Source organism: Streptomyces sp. NBC_01235, from assembly GCF_035989285.1.
In the GTDB taxonomy this organism is placed as follows: Bacteria; Actinomycetota; Actinomycetes; order Streptomycetales; family Streptomycetaceae; genus Streptomyces.
In genome coordinates, this window is record NZ_CP108513.1 from 1086673 (window position 1) to 1106647 (window position 19975).

At 72.1% G+C, this 19975-nt stretch carries 18 protein-coding genes; 8 read left to right on the forward strand and 10 right to left on the reverse strand.

Annotation, left to right across the window (positions count from 1 at the left end):
- The 4 genes from OG289_RS05010 to OG289_RS05025 all read left to right on the forward strand — a co-directional run bounded on the left by OG289_RS05010 (window position 1) and on the right by OG289_RS05025 (window position 4277).
- Entirely contained in the window at window positions 1-1041 is a 1041-nt protein-coding gene (locus OG289_RS05010) for a TauD/TfdA family dioxygenase (RefSeq protein ID WP_327312771.1), read from the forward strand.
- Between the two features lie 318 nt (window positions 1042-1359).
- Window positions 1360-2760 (forward strand): 3-isopropylmalate dehydratase large subunit, encoded by a 1401-nt coding sequence (gene leuC, locus OG289_RS05015; protein ID WP_327312772.1) that lies wholly within the window; start codon window positions 1360-1362, stop codon window positions 2758-2760.
- A 15-nt stretch (window positions 2761-2775) separates the two neighbouring features.
- Window positions 2776-3384, forward strand: coding sequence for a 3-isopropylmalate dehydratase small subunit (gene leuD / locus OG289_RS05020; protein ID WP_327312773.1), 609 nt, complete (start codon window positions 2776-2778; stop codon window positions 3382-3384).
- Window positions 3381-4277 (forward strand): LysR family transcriptional regulator, encoded by an 897-nt coding sequence (locus OG289_RS05025; protein ID WP_327312774.1) that lies wholly within the window; start codon window positions 3381-3383, stop codon window positions 4275-4277. The genes leuD and OG289_RS05025 overlap by 4 nt, the downstream gene beginning before the upstream one ends.
- A gap of 46 nt (window positions 4278-4323) precedes the next feature.
- Here OG289_RS05025 and OG289_RS05030 read toward each other — a convergent pair whose 3' ends face one another.
- Both OG289_RS05030 and OG289_RS05035 read right to left on the reverse strand, forming a co-directional pair.
- Window positions 4324-4734, reverse strand: a complete 411-nt coding sequence (locus OG289_RS05030) for a cupin domain-containing protein (protein ID WP_327312775.1) — start codon at window positions 4732-4734, stop codon at window positions 4324-4326.
- A gap of 57 nt (window positions 4735-4791) precedes the next feature.
- Entirely contained in the window at window positions 4792-6660 is a 1869-nt protein-coding gene (locus OG289_RS05035; RefSeq protein WP_327312776.1) for an FAD/NAD(P)-binding protein, read from the reverse strand.
- Window positions 6661-6801: 141 nt separating this feature from the next.
- On the opposite strand from OG289_RS05035, the gene OG289_RS05040 reads away from it, so the two are divergent.
- Complete coding sequence (locus tag OG289_RS05040) at window positions 6802-7458, forward strand: cysteine hydrolase family protein (RefSeq protein ID WP_327312777.1); 657 nt, start codon at window positions 6802-6804, stop codon at window positions 7456-7458.
- Window positions 7455-8636 (forward strand): pyridoxal phosphate-dependent aminotransferase, encoded by a 1182-nt coding sequence (locus OG289_RS05045; RefSeq protein ID WP_327312778.1) that lies wholly within the window; start codon window positions 7455-7457, stop codon window positions 8634-8636. The genes OG289_RS05040 and OG289_RS05045 overlap by 4 nt, the downstream gene beginning before the upstream one ends.
- Window positions 8637-8658: 22 nt before the next feature.
- Here OG289_RS05045 and OG289_RS05050 read toward each other — a convergent pair whose 3' ends face one another.
- Complete coding sequence (locus tag OG289_RS05050; protein ID WP_327312779.1) at window positions 8659-10134, reverse strand: MFS transporter; 1476 nt, start codon at window positions 10132-10134, stop codon at window positions 8659-8661.
- Window positions 10135-10198: 64 nt separating this feature from the next.
- Between OG289_RS05050 and OG289_RS05055 the strand changes: the two genes are divergently transcribed.
- Window positions 10199-11038, forward strand: coding sequence for an ArsR/SmtB family transcription factor (locus OG289_RS05055; protein ID WP_327312780.1), 840 nt, complete (start codon window positions 10199-10201; stop codon window positions 11036-11038).
- Between the two features lie 114 nt (window positions 11039-11152).
- The gene (locus OG289_RS05060; RefSeq protein ID WP_327312781.1) at window positions 11153-12160 is read left to right on the forward strand and encodes a TauD/TfdA family dioxygenase; all 1008 of its coding nucleotides are present in this window, start codon (window positions 11153-11155) and stop codon (window positions 12158-12160) included.
- Window positions 12161-12191: 31 nt separating this feature from the next.
- Here the strand turns inward: OG289_RS05060 and OG289_RS05065 are convergent, their stop codons facing one another.
- The 7 genes from OG289_RS05065 to OG289_RS05095 all read right to left on the reverse strand — a co-directional run bounded on the left by OG289_RS05065 (window position 12192) and on the right by OG289_RS05095 (window position 19946).
- Window positions 12192-12917: a response regulator transcription factor gene (locus tag OG289_RS05065; protein ID WP_327312782.1), complete on the reverse strand. Its 726-nt coding sequence runs from the start codon at window positions 12915-12917 to the stop codon at window positions 12192-12194.
- A gap of 312 nt (window positions 12918-13229) precedes the next feature.
- Window positions 13230-14384, reverse strand: a complete 1155-nt coding sequence (locus OG289_RS05070; RefSeq protein ID WP_327312783.1) for a LeuA family protein — start codon at window positions 14382-14384, stop codon at window positions 13230-13232.
- A gap of 406 nt (window positions 14385-14790) precedes the next feature.
- On the reverse strand, window positions 14791-15816 hold the full coding sequence (locus OG289_RS05075) for an enolase C-terminal domain-like protein (RefSeq protein WP_327312784.1): 1026 nt from the start codon (window positions 15814-15816) through the stop codon (window positions 14791-14793).
- 212 nt (window positions 15817-16028) lie between these two features.
- The gene (locus tag OG289_RS05080; protein ID WP_327312785.1) at window positions 16029-17015 is read right to left on the reverse strand and encodes a helix-turn-helix transcriptional regulator; all 987 of its coding nucleotides are present in this window, start codon (window positions 17013-17015) and stop codon (window positions 16029-16031) included.
- A 158-nt stretch (window positions 17016-17173) separates the two neighbouring features.
- Window positions 17174-17857, reverse strand: a complete 684-nt coding sequence (locus OG289_RS05085) for an HAD family hydrolase (protein WP_327312786.1) — start codon at window positions 17855-17857, stop codon at window positions 17174-17176.
- The gene (locus OG289_RS05090) at window positions 17854-18969 is read right to left on the reverse strand and encodes an acyl-CoA dehydrogenase family protein (protein ID WP_327312787.1); all 1116 of its coding nucleotides are present in this window, start codon (window positions 18967-18969) and stop codon (window positions 17854-17856) included. Before OG289_RS05090 ends, OG289_RS05085 begins: the two co-directional genes overlap by 4 nt.
- The gene (locus OG289_RS05095) at window positions 18963-19946 is read right to left on the reverse strand and encodes a ScbA/BarX family gamma-butyrolactone biosynthesis protein (RefSeq protein WP_327312788.1); all 984 of its coding nucleotides are present in this window, start codon (window positions 19944-19946) and stop codon (window positions 18963-18965) included. Before OG289_RS05095 ends, OG289_RS05090 begins: the two co-directional genes overlap by 7 nt.
- Window positions 19947-19975 lie beyond the last annotated feature (29 nt).

The following is a 19975-nucleotide window of genomic DNA, read 5'->3' on the forward strand; positions in this document are numbered from 1 at the left end:
ATGACCGCCACCACCGACCACGGAGTGCCCGCCACGGCCGGCGTCGCCATGCCGACCTTCAGTGAGATCGCCCTGCCCGACGCGGTACGGGACGCGCTCGGCGAACAGCTGCGCGGCCTGCCGGATCCGAACATCGACATCGACCGCTCGTCCACCCGGCTGCTGCAGATCTTCGCGACGCTGCCGACCGACCTGCTGCAACAGGTCATGGACTTCGGCCGGCACATCGACACGCCAGGTGTCAGCCTGGTCAGCAACCTTCCGGTGGATCCGGTGATGCCGGACACACCGTCCGACGGCGGGCCCAGCACCGAGAAGCGGTCGTTCGTCGCCGAGGGGGTGCTGCTCGGGCTGAGCGGTCTGCTCGGGGAGCCGATGGGGGTGCTGACGGAGAAGGCGGGGCAGCTGATCCACGACGTCATCCCCGTCGCGGGGGGTTCACGGACCCAGACGAACCAGGGTTCGGAGGTCTTCCTCAATTTCCACAGCGACATCATGCACGACGTGATCGGCCGTTACGACGTCGCCAACCCCGACTTCCTGGTGCTGTCCTGCCTGCGTGCCGACCACGAGGGCATCGCCGGCACCTACTACGCCGATGCCCGCGACGTGTCGGCGGCGCTCGCCCCCGAGGTCCTGGAGACGCTGCGCAGTCCGCTGTTCCGGCTCAACGCCCCGGGCAGCTACGTCCGTGACGTCGCCGGCGGCCTGGATGTGCTGTCGGAACCGGTGCCGCTGATCAGCGGTCACACCGACTATCCCGAGATCGCGATCTCCGCCAACGGGGTGCACCCGCTGACCAGCGGCGCCCGCGCGGCGATGGACACCCTGCAGACGGTGTGCGGCGAGGTCGCGCACAGTGTCCGGTTGCGTCCCGGGCAGGCCCTGCTGATCAACAACCGCAAGGGGGTGCACGCGCGGTCCACGTTCACCGCCCGATACGACGGCAGGGACCGCTGGCTGCAGCGGACCTACGTGCGCCGCAGCCTGTGGAACGTGCGCTACCGGGTCACCGAGGACAACCGCCGGGTGCACTACTGACCGGCCGCCCCGGCCCCGGCCGCCCCGCGCCATCGCACCGATCCGGTGGCGCGCCGGGCTTCCCTGAGAACCCCGTGTCACGCCGAGCGACCCTCGGCGCGGCACGGGGCTTTCGCGTGCCCGGGTCCGCCGTCGGCCGGCGGGGCTCGTCCGCCCCCGTGGTCGTCGGTGGCCGGGGCGGGCCGGGGTCCTCGCGGGGACGCCGGATGGCCTGGACCGGTCAGGCCCCTCGTGGCCAGCCGCAGGCCGGTGCCTGCGGGGTCCACGCGTCCGATGATCGACGTGTCGGCAGCAACCCGCAACGACGTGAGGGAGACCATGGGCAGGACCTTGGCGCAGAAGACGTGGGACGCCCATGTCGTGCGGCGCTCCGGTGGCGGCGACGATCTGATGTACATCGATCTGCAGCTGCTGCACGAGGTGAACACGCCCCAGGCGTTCGACCGGCTGCGCGCGGCGGGCCGTACCGTCCGCCGGCCGGACCTGACGGTGGGCACCGAGGACCACAACACGCCGACGCTGGCACTGGACCGGGTCATCAAGGACCGTGAGGGCCGCCGGCAGGCGGAGCTGATGCGCTCCAACTGTGCCGAGTTCGGGATTCCGCTGCACCGCTTCGGGGACCGGGACCAGGGCATCGTGCATGTCATCGCGCCCGAGCTGGGTCTGGTGCGGCCGGGGATGACGATCGTGTGCTGCGACTCGCACACCACCACTCTCGGCGCCTTCGGTGCACTGGCGTTCGGCATCGGGTCCAGTCAGGTCGAGCACGTGCTGGCCACCCAGACGCTGCCGATGCGGCCGCTCAGGCAGATGTCCGTAACCGTGGACGGTGTCCTTCCGACGGGCGTGAGCGCCAAGGACCTGGTGCTCGCGCTGATCGCCCAGGTGGGCACTGCGGGCGGGCAGGGGCACGTCATCGAGTACCGCGGTGAGGGTGTGCGGGCGCTCTCGATGGAAGCGCGGATGACGCTGTGCAACATGTCGGTGGAGGCCGGGTCGCGTGCCGGGATGGTCGCCCCGGACGAGACGACCTTCGCCTATCTCGCCCGCTGCCCGGGGATGCCGCGCGGCGCCGACTGGGAGCGCGAGGTCGCGTACTGGCGCGCTCTGGCCGGTGACGCGGACGCCCTCTTCGACAAGGCCGTCACCCTGGACGCGCGCACCCTGAGTCCGTATGTGTCGTGGGGCACCAATCCCGCGCAGAGCGTCCCGCTGGACGGGCGGGTGCCCGCGCCCTCCGACTTCGCGCCGGGCGCGCAGCGTGACGCGGCACAACGGGCGCTGGCCTACATGGATCTGACGCCGGGGACGGCGCTGCGGGATGTCGCCGTGGACACCGTCTTCCTCGGGTCGTGCACCAACAGCCGTATCGAGGATCTGCGGGCCGCCGCGGACGTGCTGCGGGGCCGGAAGGTCGCGGACGGCCTGCACATGATGATCGTGCCCGGGTCGGCGCGGGTGCGGCGGCAGGCCGTCGAAGAGGGCCTGGACCGGGTGTTCGCGGAGGCGGGCGCCGATTTCCGGGCGGGCGCGGGCTGTTCGATGTGCGCGGCTCTCAACGAGGACCGGCTGCTGCCGGGGCAGCGCGCCGCCTCCACCAACAACCGCAACTTCGAGGGCCGGCAGGGCCGCGGGTCGCGCACCCACATCGTGTCGCCGGCGGTGGCCGCGGCCACCGCGGTCACCGGACGCCTGTCCTCGCCCGCCGATCTGTGAGACGAAAGGCCCGCCATGGAGAAGTTCACCGTGCACACCGGTACGGCCGTCCCGTTGCGCCGCACCGACGTCGACACCGACCAGATCATTCCCGTGCGGTTCTGTGCGAGCACCCGCCGCACCGGGCACGCGGACGCGTTGTTCGCCGACTGGCGGGCCGAGCCCGGCTTCGTCCTGGACCGGCCCGAGCGGGCGGGCGCCAGCGTTCTGGTGGCCGGTCAGGACTTCGGGACGGGTTCGTCGCGCGAGTACGCGGTATGGGCCTTGCAGGACTTCGGGTTCCGGGCCGTCGTCGCCCCTCGATTCGGTGACATCTTCCGCGGCAACGCGCTGATGAACGGCCTGCTCACGGTGGTCGTCCCGACCGAGGTGGTGGAGCGGCTGTGGGAGCTGACGGAGGGTGATCCGCGGGTCGGGGTCACCGTCGACCTGGAGCGCCGGGAAGTGCGGTGCGCCGGTCTCGTCCAGGCCTTCGACATCGACCCGGACGTACGGCGCAGGCTGCTGGGCGGCCTCGACGGCATCGCCGACACCCTGCGGTACGAGGCGGACATCGCCCGCTACGAGGCCGGGCGCCGGCCCGCGCTGCCGGTGACGGGCACTCCTGTGACGGTGGCGTCGTGAAGCTCAACCAGTGCGCGGCGTTCGTCGCGATCGCCGACACCGGCACCTTCACCAACGCGGCGCGTGCGCTGGGCGTCAGTCAGTCCGCCGTCAGTCACGCCATCGCCGGTCTGGAGACCGAGCTGGGGGTGACGCTGATGGTGCGGGACCGCTCCGGTGTGGAACTCACCGATGCCGGGCGCCGTGCCCTGGAGCCCGCGCGGGGCGTGGTGGCGCAGGCGGACCGGGTGCGGCGGGCGGTGCGCGGAACGGACACCGAACCCGAGGGCACCTTGCGGATAGGCACCAGTCAGAGCTTCGCGGCACGGCTGCTTCCGGCGTTGCTGTCGGAGCTGCATGTGCGCTATCCGCGGCTGCGGATCGAGCTGCGGGAGGGCGGCGACGCGCAGATCGCCCAGTGGCTGCGCGGACGCGGCGTCGATCTGGGCATCGTGTCGCTGCCCAAGCGGGGTCTGGTCACGGCGCCGCTGTTGCAGGACGAGATGTTCGCGGTGCTGCCGGAGCACCATCCGCTGGCCGCCCAGCGGGAGTTGCGCATCGGTGAGCTGGCCGCAGAGCCGTTTCTGATGCCGGTCGGCGGGGTCGAGACGATGGTGCGTGCCGCGTTCCGTACGGCCGGCCTCGAGCCCGAGGTGAGCCATCAGGTGCGGGACATCAACGCGCTGCTCGCGATGGTCGCCGCCGGGCTCGGCACGACGGTCATTCCCTGGCTGGCCCTGCCGCCGGCACTGCCGGAGGTGCGGCTGGTGCCGCTGTCCCCGGCAGTCGTGCGGCATCTGGGTATCGGTACGCGTACGGGCGCCGAGGAGTCCCCGGTGGTGGGAGCCTTCGTGCACGCGGCCCGGTCCCTGGCGCTGCGCAGTGACTGGAGGAGGCTTCCCGTTGCTGTGTAGCCGGGGTGCCCGCGGGCCGCGGACACCGGGGCCGGCGGGCGGGAGGTCAGGTCACGAGGCGGGTCGGCGCGTGCCGGACGCCGAGCACGGTGCAGCCGGTCTTAGTGCTGACCTGGTGGACGCTGCCGGGCTGCTCGACGACGAGGTCGCCGGAGCGGTAGCAGTCGCCGTTGTCGTTGAGGAGCTCCCCCTCCAGGACGAGAATGAGCTCGTAGCCGAGGTGTTCGTGCAGGTCGCCGTGGGCGCCGGGGGCCATGCGGGTGATCATCGCGGCGCCCGGGTCGGCGCCGTCGGTCAGGTAGAGGCGGTGCAGGTCGACGCCGACGCGACCGGGTTCCTCCCAGCGCTCCCAGGGCAGGGCGTCCAGCCCGACGGGGTCGAAGATGTCGCGCAGGACGGTCACTTGGCGTTTCTGGGGCGAGGCGGTGGGGGCGGCGGGACGGGTGACGACGGACATCGGTGTACTCGCTTTCCGGGGGCGGGACGTGGGACAGGGGCGGGTTCGTCGTACGGGTCAGCCGGTTCGGGCCGGGAGCGAGGGCAAGGGAGCCATGGCCGGGGCGGTGACGTCCGCGGCGATGACGTCCGCGTTCTGGACGAAATCCGTCCAGAAGCCGGGTCGGCTGCTGCCGCCCTGCATGAACCAGCGGGTGTGCTCGGTGGGGATGCCGAGGACGTACAGGCCGCGGTCGGGCAGGCCGGTGTGGTCCACAGGGTGGAAGGGGGCGCCGGTCACGGCGACGCCGCCGGTGTCGAAGCGGTCTCCGTCCGTGCCGTGGTTGACGTACGACGTCCAGATGCCCTTCTCGCGCAGGCTGCGCGTGAGGGGGTGGGGGTCCAGACGTATGTCGGGCGTGGGGACGCGGGCGTCGATGACGGTGTCCACGAGGATCTCGGACCCGGTCACGTAGGGCGAGTGGACGCCGAAGCGTCCCGAGGGGTGCGGACGGATGCGGGTGTCGGGGCCGGCCACGCGCAGGACGCCGCAGCGCAGCAGGGCGTCGACCTGCCGCAGCCGCCTGCGTGGGGGCCCCGCGGCGAGGAAGGAGCTGCGGGGGACGTACCAGCCGAGGAACTCCTCGCGGTGCGAGACGGGGGTCAGGCCCGCGAAGTCGACGAGGGAGCGGATCACGGCGCGGGAGTCGCGGATGACGTCCAGGGCGGCCTTGAGCGGGTCGTCGACGTTGCCCGCGTCAGCGTGCGCCAGGTCTTCGGCCAGTGCGTCGGTCAGGGCCCGGGTGAACTCCTCGGGTCCGGCGAAGTGCCGGCCGGCGAAGGGGCGGGCCTGGGCGTCCAGGTCGATGCGGGGCACGTCGCCGAGGCCGTGTCCGGCGGCGACGGCGGGGACGTCGGGTACACCGCTCTCGGCGGCGGCGACGACCTCCGCCTCGAGCGCGGCGGCCTTCCCGGGCTCTCCGCGGGAGGCCAAAGTCGTGGCGTAGTAGACGAGTTCGACCTCGGCGAGCAGCCATGGCAGGGCGTGGTCGGCGAAGGAGAGCGCGCCGTGGCGGCCGCGGGACAGGACCCGTTCGGTGGTGAACAGCACGTGGCGGTGGCGGTGGTCGTGGTGTTTCTGGTTGCGGCCGCGGGCGGGCAGTGGCATCCCGCTGCGGGAGCCGGCCACGATGACGGGTTCGCTGCCGCTGGGCCGGTAGAGGAGCCGGCCGGCGTCCTCGTCGTAGTGTCCGCCGCGGCCCTCGGTGAGCGCGGCCATCACGTCGTAGAAGGACAGGCCGAGTCCGAGGACGCCGACCGTCGACCCGGCGGGTATCTCGTCCAGGGGCATGTCGGCGGCACTGTCCCCCGCGATGTGGCGCAGTCCGGGATGGCGGGCGGCATGGGCGGCGAGGCGGCGCTGGTTGCCGGTGAGTTCGGGGCGGGTGTGTCCGGTGGTCAGCACGACGCGGTCGGCGGTGAGGCGGGTGCCGCCCCGGAGGGTGAGCCGGTATCCGTCGGCGGTGCGCTGGAGCGCGTCCACCGTCGCGTGTACGGGGATCAGCCGCACTCTTTCGGGGAGATTCTTTTCGATCGTGTCGAGAAGAAACTGCATATAGCGTCCGTGGAGGGCGCGCGGTGCGTAACTGTTGGGCCCCGGGTATTCCGGGTCGACGGAACTCCACCACTGGGCGAGCGAAGGGCCGGCGCCGGGTCTGGCGGGGCCGCCGTCGGGTGGGCCGGAGAACGCGGAGACCTCGTCGGCGACGGTGTTCATCAGGAACCATCGCGGCTGGTCGGTGCGCCAGATGCGGCCGGTGCCGACCCGGTGGGAGTCGATGAGGTAGATCTCCACGGCCTCGTGGACCGGTCCTTCGGCGAGGCGCGCCGCCATGCGTTCGAGGACGGAGACCCCACGCGGCCCACTGCCGACGATTGCCACCTTCATTTGTACCCCTTCCGGGAATCGGATTTCCGCCCTCTTGCATTTTGAAGGTAGGAGCTTCGACATCCGGGTTCAACACTGATTCATTGATTCATCGCATGAGTGTTTCTCATGCAATTCACGAGCGGAAGGAAAGAGAAGAAAATGGACTGGGCTGGGACACCGCAGCGGGGCCCGGGCGAGCGCCCCGCGCTGCTCGTACTGGACCTCATCAACGAGATCGTCCACCCGAACGGCAAGTACGCGGCCGACGGTTACGGCGCGCAGGCGCGTGAGCGGGGTGTCCTCGTCACGGCCGCCGACGCGATCCGGCGGGCCCGCGCCGCGGACATACCGGTGATCTACGTCGTCGTCGGCTTCTCCCCCGGGTACCCGGAGTGGCCGGCCGGGTCCCCGGTCTTCGAGAAGGCGAAGGACGACGGCCGTCTGGTCCTGGGTTCCTGGGCGACGCAGGTGCACGACGCACTCGCGCCACGGCCCGGGGAACCGGTGGTCGTCAAGCACCGCATCAGCCCGTTCCACGGCACGAACCTGGAGGTGCTGTTGCGTACGGCGGGCATCGACACGCTGCTGCTCACCGGCGTCTCCACGGAACTGGTGGTGCTCACCACCGCGCAGGCCGCCCACGACCGGGACTACCGCGTGCGGGTTCTCGAGGACGCGACGCTGGCGGGCGACGCCGAGATCCACGAAGCCGCGCTGAAGATCCTGTCCCGGATCTCGACGGTCACCACGGTCGCCGAGGCGCTGCCTGCCGCCCGGCCGGTCTCCGCCGCCGAGCGGCAGGGCACTCGGTCATGAGGGCGCGAGCCGCGGCCCGTTTCCACGCCGTCGAGGAGTCGGCGACGTACGCGGTCTTCGACATGGTGGCGCGGATGCGCGCGCAGGGCCTGGAGGTGGTGGATCTGGGCGGCGGTGAGCCGGACTTCGACACCGCCGGCCATGTCGTGGACGAGGCGGTGGGCGCGCTGCGCGACGGTTTCACGCACTACACGCCGAGCCGCGGGCTGCCCGCGCTGCTGCGAGCGGTCTCGGCGAAGCTCGCCGGGGACAACGGGGTCGTGGCGGACGCGGCCACCGACATCGTCGTCACGCCGTCGGCGAAGCACGCCCTGTTCGCCGCGCTGGTGACGGTGCTCGATCCCGGCGACGAGCTGCTCGTGCCGACGCCGAGCTGGGTCAGCTACACGGAGATGGCGCGGCTGATCGGGGCGCGGCCCGTGCAGGTCGCCCTCGACGGGGCGGACGGCTTCCGGATCACGGCGGAGCTGCTGGAGCGGCACGTCTCCCCGCGGACGAAGGCGCTGCTGGTCAACTCGCCGAACAATCCCACGGGCCGGTCGCTGACCGCCGAGGAGGCGGCCGTGATCGCCCGGTTCGCGCAGGAGCACGACGTCCTGCTGATCTCGGACGAGATCTACGAGAAGATCCTCTACGACGGCCGCGCCCATCTCAGCCTGGCCGCGCAGCCGGGCTGCGCCGAACGCACCATCACGGTGAACGGCTTCTCCAAGGGCTACGCGATGACCGGCTGGCGCCTGGGCTACGCGGCCGGGCCCACCGATCTGATGGCGCAGCTGCTGAAGGTGCAGCAGCACACGGTGGGCTGCACGGCGTCGTTCGTGCAGCGGGGTGGCGTGGCCGCACTGACCGGCTCGCAGGAGCCGGTCGAGTGGATGACCGCGCAGTACGCGGCCCGCCGGGATCTCATCGTGCGGGGGCTGAACTCGCTGCCCGGGGTGTCCTGTTCGCCGCCCGACGGGGCGTTCTACGCCTTCGCCGACATACGCGGCACGGGGTTCGCGGACTCGGCGTCGTTCGCGCGGTGGCTGCTGCGGGAGGCGGGAGTGGCCGTGATGCCGGGTTCCGCGTTCGGGCCGGGCGGTGAGGGCTTCGTCCGGCTGTCGTTCGCGACGTCGCCCAAGGTGCTGCAAACGGCGCTGGACCGCATGGCGCGGGCGCTGGCCGGCCGGGCCTGACGGACTGCGCGCAGACCACGGGTCACGTGGTGCGTCCGGGAGCGCGACGCCGGACGCCCACGGCCAGCACGGCGCCGACGGCGAAGGCCGCCGCCGCGATGCCCGCCGACAGACGCAGCCCCGAGGTGAAGTCGCCCGCCGCGGCGGCCAGGGTGCCGAACAGGGCCACCCCGACGGCGCTGCCGACCTGCCGGGCGACGTTGAAGACGGCGGAGGCGATGCCCGCGCCGGAGACGGGGGCGGTCTCGATGATGGCGGCGGTGGCGGCGAGGGCGGTCATGGTCTGGCCCAGCCCGGTGGCGATCAGGGCGAACAGCAGGACCGGGTACGGGGTGTCGGGCCGGGCGGTCAGCCAGCCGAGGAAGCCCACGGCGCCCAGGGCGAGTCCGCCGGCCATCGGGATGTACGGGCCGGTGCGGGCGGCCAGGCGGCTGAAGAGCGGGGCCGCGACGAGTCCCATGCACACCGACGGCAGCAGGGCGAGGCCGGTGTCCAGGACTGTGAAGCCGCGCTCCTGCTGGAAGTAGAGGGTGGTCAGGAAGAGCATGCCGTAGTAGCCGAGGCTGATCAGCAGGCCGATCGCGGCGGTCGCGGTGAACGCGCCCGAGCGAAACAGGGACGGCGGCAGCAGTGGCGCACGCCGGCCGCGTCCGGCCCGTTCGCGTGCTTCCAGGGTGCGCTCGACCAGTGCGAAGGCGGTCAGGCAGGCCGCGCCCGCGCCGAACGCCGCCAGGACCAGAGGGGAGGTCCAGCCGTGTGAGCCGGCCTCGTTGAGGCCGCCGGCCAGGGCGACGAGGCCGACGATGCCGAGCACCTGGCCGGCCGGGTCCATGCGGCGGGCGGGTGTCTTGCGGGGAGTGGCCGGGATGTGACGGAGGGTCAGGGCGACGGCGAGCGCGGCGACCGGCAGGTTCAGCCAGAACACGGAGCGCCACTCGAGCCCGGAGACGAGGAGACCGCCCACCGCGGGTCCGGCGCCGAAGGCGATCGAGGCGACGGCGCCCCACACGGCGATGGCCCGGGCCCGCACCGCGCGGTCGGGGTAGGTGGCCTGGAGCAGCGCGAGCGAGGCGGGCACGAGCAGGGCGGCGCCGGCGCCCTGGGCGAGCCGTCCGGCAATCAGGGTGCCGGAGGTGCCGGCGAGACCGCAGACCAGGGAGGCCGCGGTGAAGACGCCGAGCCCGGTGAGGAACATGCGTCGGTGGCCGAGCCGGTCGGCGAGCCCGCCGCCCAGGAGCAGCAGCCCGGCGAAGACGGTGCTGTAGCCGTCGACGATCCACTGGAGGGCGGAGGCCCCGGTGTCGAGGGCGGTGCGGATCTCGGGGACGGCGACGTTGACGACGGTGACGTCCAGCATCACCAGGAAGTAGCCGAGGCTGAGGGCGATCAGCGGGGGCAGGGTGAGGGCGGGCCGGCCGGCCGGGGCGGGCGAGGGGGCGGCAGCGGCACACGGTGTAGCGGTCCGCCCGTTTTCGGGGGTGAGGTCGGTGGTGGTCATGGCACCAGCTTCGACGCCGGATACTTCGCCACAGGACGAAGTGTCGTTGTCGTACGGTGGTGTCATGCCGAACACCAGCAGCACCACGGGGGCATCCGCCCGCGGCACGGGCGCGTCGCGGCGCCCGGGCCCCGCATCCGGTGAACACCCCGGTGCGCCGCTCAAGCACCAGACCGACATCGCCCGCGCCGCGGCCCTCATCGCCGATCCGTCGCGCGCCCGCATCCTGAAGTGCCTGGCCGACGGCCGCGCCCTGCCGGCGAGCGCGTTGGCCGGTGAGGCGGGGATCACCGCCGCCACGGCCAGCGCACACCTCGCCAAGCTCGTCGAGGGAGAGTTCGTCACCGTCGAGGCGCGGGGCCGGCACCGCTACTACCGGCTGTTCGGGCCGGACGTGAGCGCCGCGCTGGAGGCGCTCGCCCTGATCGCCCCGCCGCTGGCCATCACATCCCTGAAGCAGAGCAGCCGCACCAACGCCCTGCACCGCTCCCGGACCTGCTACGACCATCTGGCCGGGCGGCTCGGCGTCGCCCTGATGCAGTCGCTGCTCGACCTCAGGGTGCTCACCGGCCACGACGGCATCCACCGGCCCGCCGAGGCGGTACGGGACAGGCCGTCGTCGTACGGCCGCGACATCGTCTACGAACTGTCCGGCGAGGGCACGTCGATCCTCGCCGAACTGGGCGTCGACACGGATCGGTTGCCGCCGCGCCGCCCTGCGATCCGCTACTGCGTCGACTGGAGCGAGCACCAGCACCACCTCGCGGGCGGGCTCGGCGCGACGCTCAAGGCGCGTCTGTTCGAACTCGGCTGGGTTCGGTGGGGCGCCGCACCGCGCGTAGTGCACCTGACGGACGAGGGCGCCGCCGGCCTGGAGCGGACGCTGGGGCTCGTGTTCGCGTGACCGGACCCGGCCTCCACTTCGGTGGAGGCGCTGGTACGACATCGGCGTAAGCGGTGGACGGGGCCTCCTCCGAAGGCCGATGTGCGGCGGCGGCGCGGCGGCGAGGCTCGGGGTATGGAACCCATCTACGTACTGTCCGGGCCAGAGCGCGAGCAACTGACCGCGGTGCTGCGCTCCGTGGCCAAGAACCCCTACGAGGGCTACGAGGACTTCTCGCGTGCCGTCGGCGACCTGATCGCGCGGGGTGAGGTGCCCGCCTTCTTCGCCGACGTCTGTGCCCGCGTCCACCACGACCGGGCGACGGGTGCCTCCGACGCGCACGTGCTGCGCAACTGCCCGCTGGACGAGGACATCCCGCTGCTGGACCTGGACGACCCGGTCGCGGACAAGCACGCGCGGAAGAAGACGTTCATCGGCGAGGCGTTCCTGGAGCTCTTCGCCCAACTGGTGAAGACTCCGCTGCTGTCCTACGCGACCCGTTTCAACGGGGACTTCTTCACTGACGTCGTCGCCATCAACCGCTACAGCGGGATGCAGACGGGATTCAGCGACAGCGAGCTGGTCTACCACAACGACCGCACGGCCCATCCCGTGCGGGCGGACTTCATCTCGCTGCTCGGCATGCACTGCCCCGAAGGCGAGTTCATCTACACCGGGTTCGTCGACGGGCGTGACCTGCTCGCGCATCTGACGGACGAGGAACAGCGACAGCTCAGGACGGCCCAGTTCGTCACGCCGTTCGACGTGTTCTCGCGGGACAACAACAAGGAACTGACCGTCTCCGAGGTCCACCCGATCCTGGAGAACCACCACAGCTTCCGCTACCTGGACACGTGCACGACGGCCGCGCCGGGCGCTCCCGAGTCCGCGAAGGACGCGCTGCTGGCGCTCAAGGACGCGCTGGTGCGCGCGGACAAGACCCGTCACCGCATCCGGACCGGTGACCTGTTCGCCTTCGCCAACCAGGACGGGCTGCACAGCCGCGACAAGATGGAGATCAACGATGCGGCGCGGGCGCGACAGCGCTGGCTGTTGAAGACGTACGCCTTCCGCGACGAAGCGGCCGCCGAACGGCACGCGGACCGCTGGCTGGACGGGGTGCGCGGACGCGTGGGCGACTGACGTCCCGGGCGCGCCGGTCCACGTCGCGCCGTCACGACCAGGGTGGGCGGTCCTCGTCGAGCGCTTGGCGCATCAGCAGGACCGCCTCCAGGCGGTTGCGCACGGACAGTTTGGTCAGCGCGTGCGACACATGGCTCTTGACGGTCGCCGGGGTGACCTTCAGGCGCCGGGCCGCCTCGCGTGTGGACATGCCTTCCGCGAGCACCGTGAGCACCTCGCGCTCGCGTTCGGTCAGAGAGCGCAGACGCAGGCCGACCGAGCGGTCGCCGCGCGGGCGCGCGGGAGCGGTCGTGGTCACGCGACCCGCCGGCGGGCACAGGCCCACCAGCTCCGGCGACACCACGACGTATCCGGCGGCCACCGCCCGCACCGCGGCCGCGAGCCGGCCGATCGCAGGGTCCTTGACCAGTACCCCCGCGCAGCCCGCGGCCAGCGCGTCCCCGACGGTCCGCGCCGTCCACCGCGTGTCGAGGAGCAGGACGCGCACCCCCTTGTGCACCAGGCCGGGCACGAGGGAGGCCGGCCGGGGCCGGAAGGCGTCGGCGAGCACGACGACGTCGACGCCGTCCAAGGGCCAGCGGTGCAGTGGGCGGCCGCTGTCGGCGGTGCCCAGCACCCTGATCCGGTCGGCTCCGTCCAGTGCCCCCGCCAGGACGTGCCGGGACACCGGGTCGGCGTCGGCGAGCAGGACGCTGACGTCGGGGGCCTCCGGCTCGTACAGCAGGACGCGGCCGTTCTCGGTGCTTCGCACGGTCATCTCCACGCGCTGTCTCCTTTCTCACCGGGCAGCGTGCGCCGCGGACGGGCGGACCGGGGCCGGCGTTCGGCCGGCCCCGGTCCGGGCGTTGCCAATGCCGTGGCAGGCACCGTTTGCCCGTGAAGGAGCGGCGTTCGGTGCGTGCTCTGGGGGTCCCCCCGGCCGAAGGCTGGGGGAGTGCCCGGCGAAGGCCCTCGTACTGGACGTACGTGGGTCTTCGGCCGGTGGGGCGAGTGGGGGCACCTCCCACGCCTTGAGGCAGTGGGGAGCGTGCCGGGCGTCGCGACGGGGCGAACGTCGCCTGTCACGGCACTAGGCGGCGGCGGGCTGCCGTGCCGTCAGTTCGCGGGCCAGGCGGGCCTTGACGACGGAGATGTCCTCGCAGTCGCCGCCGGTGCGCTCGGCGATGTGCGCCCGGTAGAGCCCCGCCAGGTCCTCCTCGCTCACGGCGATCCCCAGCTCGTCGAGGATGTGCCGCAGCACGGCCCGGCCCGAGTGCCGTCCGATCAGCAGGGAGCGCTCACGGCCGAAGCGGGCGGGCTCCACGTATTCGTACGTCGCCGGGTTGCGCAGCATGCCCTGCTGGTGGATGCCGGCCGCCGTGCCGAAGGCGTAGGTGCCGAAGATCGCCTTGTTGCGGGGCTCCTCCAGTCCGATCGCCGCGCGCAGCGCGGTGTAGGCCTCGTACATCCCGGCCACGTCGATGTCGGTGTGCAGGCCGAGCAGGTCGCCCTTGTAGCTCAGCAGCGCGGCCACTTCCTCGAGCGGGGTGTTGCCCGCGCGTTCACCGACGCCGCCGAGCGTGACCTGCACCTCGTCGGCGCCGGCCGCCAGACCCGCGACGGCGTTGGCGAGGGAGAGCCCGAAGTCGTCGTGGCAGTGGGTGGAGACGCGGACGCCGTCCGGGAGCCAGGAGCGGAACTCGGTGATCAGCGCCCCGTACTCCTGGGGGAGGTTGCATCCGGAGGTGTCGGCGACGGCGAAGCACACGGCCCCCGCCTCGACGGCGCCCAGGGCGATGTCGCGCAGCAGGTCGAGTTCGCCGCGGCTGGCGTCCTCGATGCCGACGGACACCTCCTCGACACCGAGGGCGTAGGCGTGGGCGACGGTGTCGGCGACCTCGTGGACGGCCTGGTCGCGGCTGATGCCCCGTTTGTGGGCGAGGTGGAGGTCGCTGCCGGTGGCCATGATCTGCACCTGGTGACGCTCGGTGCCGCCCGCCTCGACGGCCGTGTCCACGTCGGACCGTACGGCCCGGCAGAACGTGGTGAAACGCGCGGAGGTCAGGTTCCGGGAAATGAGCCGGGTGGCCTGGAACTCGCTGGGCGAGGAGGCGGGGAACCCGGATTCTATGTAATCGACACCGAGTGCTTCTATGCGCAGCGCGATATCGAGTTTCTGGCGTGGGGTCATCGCGTTTCCGGGTGCCTGCTCGCCGTCACGGAGGGTGGTGTCGAAAATAGACACCCGGCGTGATTCCTTTTTCACTGACATCGTGTCCTCTTTCTCGCCCGATGCTGCTCGCGCAGCACAACACCGGTGAGGCTAGGTGGAGTCGGTGCCGTCGGGGGCCGGTTGGGCTGGCCTCTGGGGGCCATGACCTGTATGAGTCGTGCGGGCCCCCGGGAAATCACCGGAACGGTGGCCCGTGGCCGGTTCGGGCCACGTCACTTCTGGGTCAGCTCCACCGCTTGCCGGGGGGTGGAGGTGGAATGCGAAAGTTTTGGCGAAGGCGCTGCAACGCGTCCGGACTTCTCGAACGAAGGGTCATCCCTGATGCGTAATTCCATGGCCGAACCGACTGTATTTGCCATCCGTTGCCTCAGCGACGACGATCTGATCTGGGGTTGAGGAGCGGCCCGCGGGTGAGGGCCTACCCCCACAGCGCAGGGGAGGGCGGGACCAGCATCCCGCCCTCCCCTTGCAGTGTCGGAGCACCGGCTTCGGAGGCGTCCAGCCACCGCGGCAGGGTGACGTGGTCGGCGCCCGGCGCGGCGTGCAGCGCGGGCGCGCAGGACAGGGCGGTCGCCGGGGGCGAGTCGAGCAGCACCGCAAGGCCCCGCTGACCGGCCTGTTCCATGATGCCCAGGGCCGCCGTCAGGCCGCCCACGGCGTCGAGTGAGAGGTTGATGCCGTCATAGCGGTCCCCGAGGCGCCCCAGGTCGGTGCTCTGCTCGTAGGTCAGGTCGGCGATGATCGGGAAGGGGCGGGGCAGTGCGGCGAGAGCCGCGGACTGGGCCTGCGGCAGCGGCTGTTCGAGCATGCGTACGCCGTGGGCGTGGAGGATCGGCAGCATCACATGCAGCCGGTCGGCATCCCAGGCCCCGTCGGCGTCTACCATCAGCCAGGCGTCGGGCCGCAGTCGGCGTACGGCCGTCAGCCGGGCGAGGTCGTCGGCGAGGTCGCCCGCGCCGAGCTTGAGCTTGAGGGAGGCGAAGTCCTCACCGTCCTTCAGCTCCTGCTCCAGCAGCTCGGTCGCCACCGGGGAAACCGTGCGGACGGCGGGCACCGGTCGTGGCGGCGGCATGCCCAGCAGCTCCCAGGCGCGCTGTCCGCTGCGCTTGGCGAGCAGGTCCCACAGGGCGGAGTCGAGGGCGCTGCGCAAGGGGCCCGGCGACAGCAGCCCGGGCAGTTGGACGGGGCTGATCATCCGCTCCAGGCCGTCCCTGGCGGAGGCGAACTGGTCGCGCAGGACGTCCGGTCCGTGTGCGTCCAGGGATGGCCGCAGGGCCGCCTCGCCCTGTCCGGTGCTGCCCGCGTTGCGCACGGTCACCCGCAGTACGGCCCACCCGCCCGCGCCCGGTACGGCACCCGTGGGGGACAGCCTGGCGGGCAGGACGGCACACCGGACCTGCATCGGGGTGCCCGTAAGGGATCGGAGGAGTGCGGGGTCGAACACGGGGGCTCCTGACTCGCGGGCGTTCAGCCGGAACCCCATCGTGTGAGCGGCGGAGGTGGGCCGCCAGAGCGCAGGCGCGGCACCCTGCGGCGTGGCCGGTAGCGGACAGGGCGGCCCGGGCAGGGTGCGGAGCCGCACGACGGGGCGCGGTGCGGCACAGAAGTGAGCGGCACGGGGCGAGTGGAGGTCGACCTCTGCCCAGGGTGGGCTTACTAGTCGAGAAGTCCCGTCCGCGCGGCCGTGACCCCTGCCTGGAAGCGGCTCTCCACGCCGAGCTGGGCCATCAGGTCGGCCATCACGCGACGCAACGTCCGTACGGAGACGCCGAGTTCACGCGCGATGGATTCATCCTTGCGTCCGGTGGACATCAGCCGCAGCACGCACAGCTGCTGGGAGGTGAGCCCGGATTCCTCGCCGGCGCCGGTGTCCTCCAGGGGCACCGAGGAGGCCCAGCACATCTCGAAGACCTTGACCAGCAGGGCGGTGACGGCCTCGCCGCGCAGCACCATCATGGCGTTGCTCGCGTTGGTGTGGAGCGCGGGCACCAGGGCCTGCACCCGGTCGACCAGGATGAAGCGGAACGGCACGATGTTGGCGATCCGGACCTGGGCGCCCGCGGAGCGCAGTTCCTGCAGATGGTTCATCGAGTGGACGATGCGGGTCATCGGCCGCAGGTGGATGCTGCGCATGATCACGCCGCGCTCCAGGACCTGCACGTCGCGCCGCAGCCCCTCGGCGAGCACCTCCGACGGCCGGACGGGGCCGGGGTGCATGCTGAGGATCTCCGAGGTCGCGATGTCGGCGGTGTCGCCGAGCACGCGTGCGATCCGGTCGGCGCCGGTGACCACTTCGTCGCTGAGCGTGCCGCTGCGGGCGACGTGCAGCGGCAGGAACACCTCGCGCATCGCGTCGATCTGCTCGCGGGTGCGACGGATCTGGTCGGCCAGGCGGGCGGTGGCCTCCTCCTCGGCGGTGAGCAGCCGCAGCAGCGCGGCCTCGGGGGCGGTGGCCTTGGCGGTCGGTTCGCCGTCGGGCGACTCGACGAGGAGGCCCAGGCCGATCAGCTGCCGGCGGGCGTGCTCGATCTCGTCGACGGTGGTGTCGAGTTGCTCGCAGGCGCTGCGGACGGTCCAGTCGCTGCGGGCCGAGGCGTACTGGAAGAGTCTCAGGGCCTGCGGCCCGATGCTCGGTGCGCTCATGTCCGTCTGCTGCCTTCCTACAGGGAATGTGCTGGGGCCGGGGATGCCGATGGCGGGTCGTCGTCTCTGCTCTCGGTCAACAAAAAACCCTCCCGAAGGTATGTTTTGCTTTCATGTCCGACCCCGGACGGCCCACGGCCGACCGGGGAGGGGACGACTCAGCTCACTTGCAGCAGCGCGCTCCGCTCGAAGCGCGGACCGGTTCGGATGCCGAGGAAGTGCCTGCCCCGCGCGATGCCCCTGGCGGTGAGGACCGGATCGTCGCCGACCACCACGGGGTGGCCCACCAGGGACAGCACCGGCAGGTCGCTTTCGTGGTCGCCGTAGGCCCAGCAGTCCCGCGCACGGACGCCGAGGCGGCGGATGAGGGCAGCTGCGGCATCCCGCTTGGCCGCCCCGATCATCGGTGTGCCGACCTCACCGGTCAGCACACCGGCGGCGTCGGCGAGTTGCTCGGTGGCCAGCACATGGCGCACGCCGAGGTCCTCGGCGACCGGCCGGGCCAGAGCCACCCCCGAGCCGGTCACGAGGGCGACCTCGTCACCCTCGCTCTGATGGCGGCGCAGAGCCTCCAGGGTCTCGGTCAGATAGGCGTGCGGACCGCTCCTGAACCGGGCGTACCACTGGCGGGCCGCCTCGTCGAACGAGGAGCGGCGCACCCCGGCGAAATGTGCGAAGTAGGCGCGATTCAGGGTCTCCCGGTCGGCGCCGGCGGTGCGCAGGACGCCCGGCGCCCGCCCCTCCCCCACGAGCTGCGCGGCATGCGCGTGCCAGAAGTCGAGCAGGGTCTTGCCCGCGAGCAGGGTCTCGTCCATGTCGAAGAAGGCGATACGGCGGGTCATCGGGTCTCCTCCCCTGCTCGCGCAGCCAGCAGAGCGTTGGCGTAACTGGTGGCCGCCGAAATGAAGTTGAGGGTGCCGTGGGTGCGTGCCGCGGTGATGTCGCGCCAGTGGCGCTGGAGTGCGTCGTCCTCCTCCAGCGCGCGCCGCCCCGCCGCGCGGAAGAGCTCGTCGACGGCCGTGCCGCACAGCTCCACGGCCACGGTGACGTCACGTTGGTTCTCGGCGACGAGAACGGGCGTCACGGGCGCGTGGTCGGCGCGCTGCGCGACCCGCTCGAGGAGCAGTCGCGCGGCCTGGATGTGCGCCGACGCCCTGGCCAGCACCAGCGGCTGGATGGCGGTGCCGCCATCGGGGCGCGCTCGCCGGGTCTGCGTCTCCCACCAGGTGCGCAACGCTCCCTCGGCGGCTCCGAGCACCGGCGCCGCGAAGATGAGGGAGGCCACCAGGGAGAACGGCACGGTGTGACAGCGGGCGGCGTGCGGCTGGACGCGCCCCAGGTCTCCCAGCGTGAAGGTGAGGTGGTCAGGGACCAGGACGTCGCCCTCCACGGTGTTGCTGCCGGTGCCGCGCAGTCCCACGGGGCGCCACGTGTGCAGCACCTTCGCCTCCGAGCGCCGCACGGCGAAGATCCGGTGTTCACGCGTCTCGCCGGCCGGGTCGCCGTCCTGCGCCGCCCAGGAGGCGAGCAGTATCCACTCGGCCTGGTCGACACCGCTGGCCATGGCCCACCTGCCGGTCAGCCGCCAGCCGCCGTCCACGCGGACGGCACTGCCCTGCGGCGGCACGACGGACGCGGCCACGCGCACGTCGGGACTCTCGCCCCAGATCTCCCGCTGCCCGGCCTCGGGCAGATAGCCGGCGAGCCTGCCGTGGGCCGCATACAGCGCGGCGCACCAGGCGGTGGACGCACAGGTCTCGGCCAGCTCGGAGACCGCGTCCAGGAGCGCGGTGAAAGTGCCGGCACCGCCGTTCCAGCGCTCGGGCACGAAGTGCCGGGCGAATCCGTTCTCGGCCAGGGAGTCTGCGAGCCGGTCGGTGAGCCGGCACGTCTCGTCCAGGAGGATGCGGTCCTCGCGGGCGACGTCCAGCGTCTTGCCCAGGTCACTCAGCACGCGACAGCACCGGCCCTGGTGAGGAGGCCGCCGAGCGGTGAGGGGGCGGCACCGGCGGCCAGTGCGGTGGCCAGGGTGCGCGCGCCCTGGCGGGCCGCGAGCAGGTAGGCGCCGGCGCTCTCGGGCTCCGCGGTGATGGTGACGGGCTGTCCGAGTTCGCCGAACGAGAGGAACGACGTCTGCAGGGAGTTGATGGCCCAGGCGCCCCCGATGTCCTCGGCGGCGCGGACGAGGACGGCCTGCCGGAACCCCTCGACGATCACCATCCCCGGGACGTGGTCACTGCCGTGGTCGAAGAGGGCGGGGTGCCCGGTGTCCGCTCTGAGCTGCCATCCGGCCGACGCGTCACCCAGGCTCGCGAGCAGCACGGCGTCGTCGCGGTCACGGCCGACGGCGGCCGGCGACAAGGCCCGAGCCTCGACGGTGAGGTCGGTGACGTCGAAGGGGGCCGCCGCGGCGGCACTGCGGCTGCGCACGAGGGCGTACTGCGCGGGCGGGAGCGCGTCCCAGCGCATGCTCGCGCGGCCCACCGTGCGGCCGCCGACGAGGAGGTCCGCCTCGGCCGTCAGACGGAAGCGGCGCGGGCTGCCGGGCACGCGGCGCAGGACGACGTCGAAGAGGACGTCGGCCCCGTCGCCGCTGTCGCGCAGCGGCGCGTCGAGGTGGAAGTCGAAGCCGTGCAGGACGAACGCGTGGTCCGCCGGGACACCGTGGAAGCGGTGCGAGAGGCAGATCCCCGCCTGCCGCATCGTCTCGACGACGATCAGAGAGTCCCGGGTCCCGTCGGCGGCCCGGTGGTGCAGGAGATGGTCGTGCGGCCAGCGCGCGAGGACAGCGAAGCGATCCCCGCCAAGCGGACGAACGGCCGATAACAGGACTTCCCGGTCCGCGGCCTTGTGCACCAGAGCGCGCGGAACATGCGCATCGGCACAGTGCCTGGCGGTCGTGTCGCCGGGCGCTATGTCGGTGTCATACATGATTATCCCCCTCCGGAAGCGGCTATACC